Raw genomic sequence first — 7,391 nt, 5'->3', positions numbered from 1 at the left:
CGGTGTCTGCCACCTGGGCTGTGGTCACCGCTGCTGATGACTTCGTTCCCGGCGGTGTCCTTGCGCGAGTGGCGTCCCAAAGGGCCTAGCCGGAGGCGGGTTGCGGCCTCGTCCGGTGTCTGCCTCCCCGGCCTCGTAGAGGGGTTCCGGTTGAGAGGATCATGTTGCGGACGGTTCCGTAGCTGTGGCCGCTGGTCTTCGCCAGGGCGCGCAATGACATCCCCTTCCGGTACTTGGCCGCGACTTGCTGTGCTTCGTCGTCGTCCCAGACCCGTCGGCGCCCGTTCTTCGCGGGCGCTTCCACAGAACGTGTCAGCGTGCGTCGTGTCGCCACTAGTGCCTCGTCGACGATGTCCCCGGGTGGACGTCGCATGACGCAGCCCAGTTCGACGAGTCGGGAAACCAGCACGCCTTGCGTGCCGGATTCGTAAGCGTTGAGCGTACTTACGCCGATACCAGATGGCATGAGCGCGACGAGTTCATCCTGTTTAAAACCTGACTGCCGTCGGGTTTCACGCAGCACGGTTCGCAGCGCTGCGGTGATGGTCTGATCGATTACGTCCAAATCCATCTCGTAGAGCCACGAGGTGTCACTGCGCTCACCTGGTTGGAATGTCGGCCCGCCTACGATCTCCGTCGCTGCGACCCGGCCATATATCGAGGTCCATAACTGTCCTAGGAATGCTCGTATCCGCTGCATCGCTTGGTCGATGACACAGGCGGGGGAGATTCCGGACGCTACGCTGAGCTCAGTCAGCCGGATCACGTTCAGCTGCGTGTTCCCGCGTTCGTGCGCCAGCGCAGCCGATGCCACGACCTCTGGCGGCAGATATGCGTCCTGCCGTACCACGTCCGCGGGCTGCGACGTATGGCTCACGCGCAGTTCGTAGCCTACGGCTTTGCATACGGCGCGGTCGAGCACTTCCCGGACAGTCACAACGTGTTCTCTCGGTCAGCACGGATTCGATGGGGCGTAATGAGATTGAGCTGTCGTCGAACACGCCAGCAGAGGAAGGCGTGAGGCAGCTCGATGAGATCCAGGGCGATTGCCTCTCAACGGATACGCCGTCCTTCCGTGTTACGGCGGGAAGTCGGGCGGCGCTGATTCCCGGCCCGAGATTGCCTCTGACACCAACAGCCCACCCGACTCCCGCCTTCGTGAAAGTTGGTGTGGAACGCCTGTGCCATGACGCTCCCCACCAACTGGTGGATCGGTTATCAACCGGCACCGTCTACGGACAGCCCTCGAACGAAGACCCGTACCTACTCAGGCCGACGGCCAGTCAGGCCGCGCCCGTTCCCTCTTTCTGCTCGTCGCCTCTCGGCCGCCGTCGTTCTGGCTAGCGCGTGTAGAGAGCGAGAAGCATGTCCGAGGGATCGACACACGGCACACGCCGCGGGCCCAGCGCCATTCCTCGTAGAATGGCGAGATCGGTCGAGCACTCTTCTTCAGATTGCTCAACGGACTTGATCCCGAACCTAGCCGGCCAGTTCATAGGTGTTTCGGTTCTGGAAGGCCGGTTGGGTGAATTCCCGGCCCTGGGATGTGGGCCGGACGGTGTCCTGCTCCTGGGATGCTGGCACCGGTTGCGTCGTGTACGTTGGCGCCGGTTCTGCTTTCCGCTGGGTCGGGATTGGGAGGCGTGCAGCTGCCACGATTTCGGTTCGGAACTCGGAGGTCGAGGTGTAGACATAGGGGGATTCCCCGCAATAGTCCGGACCGTAGAACCGCGACAGGTTCCCATACAGCCGCAAGACGTGGTGTGCGTCGTAGGCGAGTAGCGGGCCGCCGGAATCACCGGAGCACGGGCCATCCGTCCCGAAAGGATTGTCGACACACAGGTCGCGTGTGGAGATGATGGCGTCCGCGCAGCGCGGCGCCGGGAGCACCGTCGAGCGTATCTCCTGGACCATAGTCGGTATCGACTCGGACCAGTCCGGGTTGATCAGGCCCCAGCCGAGGCCGAATACCTCGGTGCCGGGCTTCAGCGGCCCGTCCCCGAGCTGAACGGTCTGGAGATCCAGGCTTCGGTCCAGCTTGAGGACCGCGATGTCGTTGACCGGGTTCGGCCCCGTGGCCCAGTCCCACTCCGGGTCGACCCAGACCACAGACGCCTTGGCTTCGAGCCCCTGGGTGCGGTCCTGCGAGCCGGCGCGGACGAAGAAGCTCTTGTCATTCGTAGGAATCGGCGGTGCCTGCGCCTGGATGTCCGGGTACCGGGAGTGCATCGCGGCGTACTGTGCCTCGATGTCCGGAAAGTAGGACAGGATCTTGGCGAGCCTCTTGCTGCCGGGCGGCGCCGGCGGATCGGTGACACAGTGCGCACTGGTCACGATGGTGTTCTCGAACACCAGCGTCGCACCACACGTGAACCAGTTGTACACGTTGTGGGACGGGGCGTCGTAGTTGAGATTGACGAACGCCCCGGCCGGATAGTCCTGAGTTGGCGCGTTGCCGCCGACCATGTTCGGCTGCACGTCCCCGTCACCGGCGGCGTCTGGTTGGGCTTGGTCGTGCTTGTCGACCGCTGAGGTGGCGGAATCGTCGACGGGGGCCTGGTCGTGGGCTCCGGTCGCACTTTCGGCCGATACTACTTGCCGGGCGTCAGTGGAGTGGACGGCATCGGCGTTGTCGGCGTAGGCGTTGGCCGCACCGCTGGAGAGTGCGGCGGCGGCCGCGACGACAAGCGCCACGATGCGGATTCGCTTGCCCTCCCAGAATTTCAGCTTCACGGAGTTTCCTTCGGGGGTTGTGTGGAATTGGTGCGTGCGATCTCAGGCGATTCCCTGTAGACAGGCTTCTTGTTCTTGCGCCGTCGCGGTGGCCAGCGTGCGTAGAAGGCGAGAAGCCGTTCTGCGGGATCGACATAGGGCGCGGACAGTGACGCCCACAGCCATTCCTCCAGTAGGAACAGCATGCTGGCCGGTGTCACCTACACGCCGCCGCTGGCCGTGACGCATCAGCCACGATGATGTTGTCTGGTTGAGCGAGGAGACAGGCCAGGCGTGCGGCCTGCGCGTCGGTGATGGAGAAGTCGCGGGTCAGCGGCATGGAGAACTCATGCCCCTCCAAGCCGGCCGCAGGATCGCCCACCGAGGACACCGCCGCGGCCGAGGCGTGGGTTCCGACCACCACCAGCGCCGCCGCGATCGTCGCCGAGGCACGCGTGAACAGTCGCACGATTTCAACTCCTATTCCTAACTGGGTCACGGGCAGCGAAGCACCCGCACACTGGTTTTACTTCCCTGGGCCGAACCGCCCAGCGATTTGGGTAGTGCCTTGCGCGATGGGCAGGTTTCCGGCTGCAACCGGAGACCGGCAAGGAACTAGCTGTTAGCCGTCGTAGGCCGGCCGCCGCCGAGCTACGGCATCCGCACACCGTCCACCCCGGACAGTTCTCCGGCGAGGGTGGCGGCGTCACCCACGATTACACCCGTGAACCGTGCCGGTCTGAAGAACTCACAGGCGACGGCGGCGATCTCCTCGGCGGTCACTGCTGTGAGCAGCTCGCGTTCCGTGGCGAACCAGTCAAAGCTCAGGCCGACGTTGAGTAGCCCGCTGAAAGTGTCGGCTAGGTGTTGCTCTGAGCAGATGGCGGTCAGTTGCGACCCGAGAGCATGACGCCGGACCCGGTCGAGCTCATCGCCCTCGGGGGATTCGGCGACGAATCGGTCCAGCTCGGCGCGCAGTGCGGACCAAGCGGCGGCTGTCTTGGCGGTGGCGGTGTTCATCGACACCGTCATGGTGGCGCTCATGCCGGCCATGTGCTGCATGAATTCGAGGGCTGACCTGATGCGATAACAGTAGCCTTTCCGCTCACGAATGACCTGGGAGAGGCGAGAGGAGATGTCGCCGCCGAGGGCGGCTGTAGCCAGTGCCAGAGCCGCGAACCGGGGATCGGTATACGGGACGGCCGGCGCCGCGAGCAGCAGATGGGACTGCACGGCACCCGGGAAATTCACCACCTGCAGATCCCCGCCGGTCACAGGTGGGACGGGCTGCATACGCTCCGCGATGGCTGGCGATGTCCACCAGGCGGCTGCATCCTCGACCTCGGCGAAGGCCTGGTCGAGGTCGAAGTCTCCGACGAGGACCAGCGAGGAACCGAGTGGTGTCATCAACGCCTGATGGAGATCGCGGATCTCGGTGGGGTCGAGTGTGGCGACGATGGCCGGGTCGGGCATTGCGCGGGTGACGGGGTGGTCGCCATAGAGGTGTCGCTGCAACGCCTCTCCCGCGAAGACCTCGGGGTCGGCGCGGAGCTGGTCGACGTGTTCGATGAGCTGGTCGCGTTCTTGGACAACCTCGTCATCGGGGTAGAGGGCATCGGTGACGGCGTCGATGATCACGTCCAGCAGCGTGAAGAGACCAGCGGCCGACGCCATGGCTCCGATGCCGAGCCGCTCCGGGTTGACCGCTGCGGCGAGGTGACCTCCGAGGAGTGCGGTTTCGTTGTCGATCTCTAGACGGGTGCGGCGGCTGGTGCCCGCGAACAGCGTGCGGGCGAGCAGGGCTGCGCCTGCGCCGTGACGGGGATCCGTGCCGGCGAAGGGAACCATGAGTTGTGCGTGCACGGTGGGAGCTGTGGGGAGGTGTACCAGGAGGACACGTAGGCCGTTGGGCAGTGTCTCCTCGTAGTAGGGAGGGAGCGCAGCGGGACCAAGTGCCGCGAACGGCGGGATCGGTCGAGCACCCAGGTCGGTGCGCCTGATCTGGTCGACGGCGCGGATCATGCGGGCCTCCGGAGGGGGACAGGGTGAGCACTGCGCGGCTGTGTGGCTGGAGCGCTTTGGCGGCCGCAGCGACGGTCTCGGGTGACGGCGGCCAGGCGCTCGGGCATCAGCGGCAACATCTCGGCGCGTCCGTGCAGCAGTTCGAACAGGCGCTCGGCTCCGTGGGGTCTACGTCGTTGGTTGCGCGAGGCGGCTCCGGGGCCGTCACAGGGCCGCCTTGTCTGGATCTTGAGGATCCCGCCACATCGGCCACATCTCTGGGCCCTCAGGCAGACGCAAGTTGCTGCGGACAGACACATAGCCGTGCTGTGCATACCAGTCGCGGGTCCGGGCGTTGCTGGCGACGAGATAGGCCGGTACCTGCGTGCGGTCGAGTTCACGGTGGGTGTGGCGCAGCAGCGCGGTGCCCACGCCTTGCCCCTGGTGATCAGGGAGGGTCGCGAGATAGGTCAGGCAATGGTGGGGGTAGCCAGCCTGATGGTGTTGGGCGAAAGCCTTGTCCAGAGCCCGGAATCGGTCGACGTGCTCGCCACAAATTTGCTTGAGACGCTCGTCGTAGTCGTCTGGCAGTGAGTGCGGGCCGTTTAGTTCGCGGAACCACACGGCCGCCGCCTGGATCCCAGCCGATGTCGCGGGTCCGTCGCTACCGACGAGGACCTCGCCATGCTGGAGCGCGTCCTCGACGAAAAGCGTGAACTGCGCGGCGAGCATGCGGACACGGTCGGTGGGGTTAGGTACAAGCCACTTCGTGACTTCGAGGGGCGCGAACGCCGTCCCGATGATCGTGGCGACCTGGACGGCGTCCACGTTCGCATCCTCGGCAGTCAGGCGCCGGATCTCCAAGTGGGTCATCGAGTGTTGTTCCTTCGGTCGTAATCTGAATGAGGTGGCAAGTGGGCTGGCGGCATCCTGGGAACCGGCTCACGGTATGTGCTTGAAGCCGACGGACGCGGCGCCGAACTAATGGGGCTACCGGTCCGGGTCCCAGCCGAAGTCCGGCGTCATGGGAACAGCGGCGGCGGGATCGCCCTCACCAGTGCTTCGGGAAGCGCCGGTGGTGGCGCTCTTGGCGGCGAGCCCGATGTTCTCGTAGATCTCCGGGCGGCGGCGTCGACAGACAAGCGCCCAGATCACGCCACCGACGGCGATTCCGAAGAACGCAGTCGGGATTCCCCAGCGCAGCGGAGAAGTTGGCTCGACACCTAGCAGCATGTCGAAGTTGGCGATCGCCAGCGTGATCACACCGAGAAGCAGAATGGAAGCGACGAATGGGGCGATGATCCTATGCCAGATGGTGTCCCACCTTGGGTTGCGCAGCAGGTAGGCAAGAATCGCGATTGAGGTGGCCGCGATGAGCAACAGGATGCCGAAGCCACCAGTGGTGCCGAGCCAGTAGAACAGGTGGACGACCGGATCCCAGCCAGCGACGGCGTACAGAACGATCACGGCGAGCCCGGTCGCGCTCTGGCAGAGGGAGCCGAATTTCGGAGCGCCGGTCTTCGGCCGCACCCTGCCGAAGACCTCGGGCAGCACGCCCTCCCGCCCCAGCGCGAAGATGTAGCGCGTGGTCGTGTTGTGGAAGCTGATCGCCGCCGCGAGCACACTGGTCACGAACAGGACGTGGCCGATGTCGACGAACGCTGCGCCCAGATGGCTTCCGGCGAGCTGGAAGATCAGCTCGGTACTGAGGGTCTGCGACTGGGCGACGATCGCATCGGGGCCAGTAGCCACACTCATGGCCCACGAACTGAGCGTGTACAAACCGGTGATGACGCCTACCGCGACATAGCTGGCTACCTTTACGGTGCGATGCGGATCGCGCGCTTCCTCGGAGTAGACGACGGCTCCTTCGAAGCCGATAAAACCGAGAACGGCGAGAGCGAGGATGGCACCAGCACCGGGGGCCGCTAGGGCCGCGGGATTCAGGGTGTCGAACCGAAGGGTCCCACCGGCTGGGTTCGTCAGGTTTGTGAGGTCGTACAGCAGGATCACGCCGATCTCAGCCAGGAGCAGCACCGCGAGCACCCGACCGTTGACGTCGATGCGTTGCAACCCCAACCCGGCGACGATCGCCCAGGCGCACAGGGCGACCACCCACCAGGGCACCTCGATGCCGAACCAGGCCTGTAGCAGGGGGGTCGCGGCGGGGCCGATCGCTCCGTAGAGGCCCACCTGGAGTGCCGTGTAGCCGACCAGGGCCACCCAGGCCCCACTGACGCCGATAGGGCGGCCGAGACCGCGTGCTAGGTAGGTGTAGAAGGCACCGGCGTAGGCCACGTCACGGGCCATGGACACGTAGCCAACACAGAAAAGCGCGAGAATGGCCCCAATCACGATGAACGCGATAGGCAAACCGATGATCCCGGTGACCGCGAAGCCTGTGGTCACCACGCCTGCCACCACAGTCAAGGGGGTTGCCGCGGACATGACGAAGTAGACCACCGCCGACACACCAAGCTGGTTAGCTCCGAGCCTTGAGGCCCTCTTGCTCGGTATGACCGTCTGCTGAGGATGGGCCATTGCTATCTCCTTGGGAGGGTGGAAGATCTGGTTTACGTGCGTCCGCTGAGGACGGCGTCATCGACTACGGCCTTGGTTTCCTCGACGAGGTTTCTCAGTCCCGGAGGCAATTTGCCCACCAGCCCTTGCAGGTAGTT

6 protein-coding genes are annotated in these 7,391 nt (G+C 64.9%); all 6 read right to left on the bottom strand.

Annotation, left to right across the window (positions count from 1 at the left end; all coding sequences use genetic code 11):
- Positions 1 to 85: 85 nt before the first annotated feature.
- A complete protein-coding gene (locus ACJ73U_RS02715; RefSeq protein ID WP_407775888.1) occupies positions 86 to 922 on the bottom strand; it encodes a helix-turn-helix domain-containing protein in 837 nt (278 codons plus the stop codon).
- A gap of 557 nt (positions 923 to 1,479) precedes the next feature.
- Positions 1,480 to 2,733: a S1 family peptidase gene (locus ACJ73U_RS02710; protein WP_407775887.1), complete on the bottom strand. Its 1,254-nt coding sequence runs from the start codon at positions 2,731 to 2,733 to the stop codon at positions 1,480 to 1,482.
- A 196-nt stretch (positions 2,734 to 2,929) separates the two neighbouring features.
- Positions 2,930 to 3,181 (bottom strand): hypothetical protein, encoded by a 252-nt coding sequence (locus ACJ73U_RS02705; protein WP_407775886.1) that lies wholly within the window; start codon positions 3,179 to 3,181, stop codon positions 2,930 to 2,932.
- A 182-nt stretch (positions 3,182 to 3,363) separates the two neighbouring features.
- Complete coding sequence (locus ACJ73U_RS02700) at positions 3,364 to 4,734, bottom strand: M16 family metallopeptidase (RefSeq protein ID WP_407775885.1); 1,371 nt, start codon at positions 4,732 to 4,734, stop codon at positions 3,364 to 3,366.
- Between the two features lie 204 nt (positions 4,735 to 4,938).
- Positions 4,939 to 5,586, bottom strand: coding sequence for a GNAT family N-acetyltransferase (locus tag ACJ73U_RS02695; protein WP_407775884.1), 648 nt, complete (start codon positions 5,584 to 5,586; stop codon positions 4,939 to 4,941).
- A 117-nt stretch (positions 5,587 to 5,703) separates the two neighbouring features.
- Complete coding sequence (locus tag ACJ73U_RS02690; RefSeq protein ID WP_407775883.1) at positions 5,704 to 7,185, bottom strand: APC family permease; 1,482 nt, start codon at positions 7,183 to 7,185, stop codon at positions 5,704 to 5,706.
- Between the last annotated feature and the right edge of the window lie 206 nt (positions 7,186 to 7,391).

The organism is Actinophytocola sp., from assembly GCF_045807065.1.
Classification (GTDB): Bacteria; Actinomycetota; Actinomycetes; order Mycobacteriales; family Pseudonocardiaceae; genus Actinophytocola.
The sequence above is the reverse complement of the archived record's forward strand: the minus strand, read 5'-3'. Positions and strand labels throughout refer to the sequence as shown.

What these genes read in the sequence shown, in the direction of transcription:
- ACJ73U_RS02700 (WP_407775885.1), bottom strand. Translation starts at nt 4,734, where the DNA reads ATGATCCGCGCCGTCGACCAGATCAGGCGCACCGACCTGGGTGCTCGA.
- ACJ73U_RS02695 (WP_407775884.1), bottom strand. Translation starts at nt 5,586, where the DNA reads ATGACCCACTTGGAGATCCGGCGCCTGACTGCCGAGGATGCGAACGTG.